Origin of the sequence: Micromonospora sp. RTGN7 (genome assembly GCF_033804645.1) — a bacterium.
GTDB lineage: Bacteria > Actinomycetota > Actinomycetes > Mycobacteriales > Micromonosporaceae > Micromonospora.
In genome coordinates this window covers 1-223 of record NZ_JAPZLF010000083.1, presented here as the reverse complement: position 1 = coordinate 223, position 223 = coordinate 1, and the positions used below count along the sequence as shown (strand labels likewise).

Here is a 223-nt window from a genome sequence, read left to right as displayed (position 1 = left end):
GGAGCTGGCGGTGGCGAAGAAGGACGCCGAGCGGGCCAAGAACATGTTCGCCCTCGGTCTGCTGTCCTGGATGTATTCCCGGCCGTACGCCTCGACGCTGCGTTTCCTGGAACGTAAGTTCGTCAAGCGTCCTGAGTTGGTCGCGGCGAACATCGCGGCTTTCAAGGCCGGCTGGAACTTCGGCGAGACGACCGAGTCGTTCTCGGTGCGGTATGAGGTGAAG

The 223-nt window shown here is 62.3% G+C and carries 1 protein-coding gene; it reads left to right on the top strand.

All coding sequences use genetic code 11. From position 1 onward, the window contains the following. A partial coding sequence (locus tag SNR22_RS29305; protein WP_320069906.1) for a 2-oxoacid:acceptor oxidoreductase family protein occupies nucleotides 1–223 on the top strand: 223 nt, incomplete at both ends.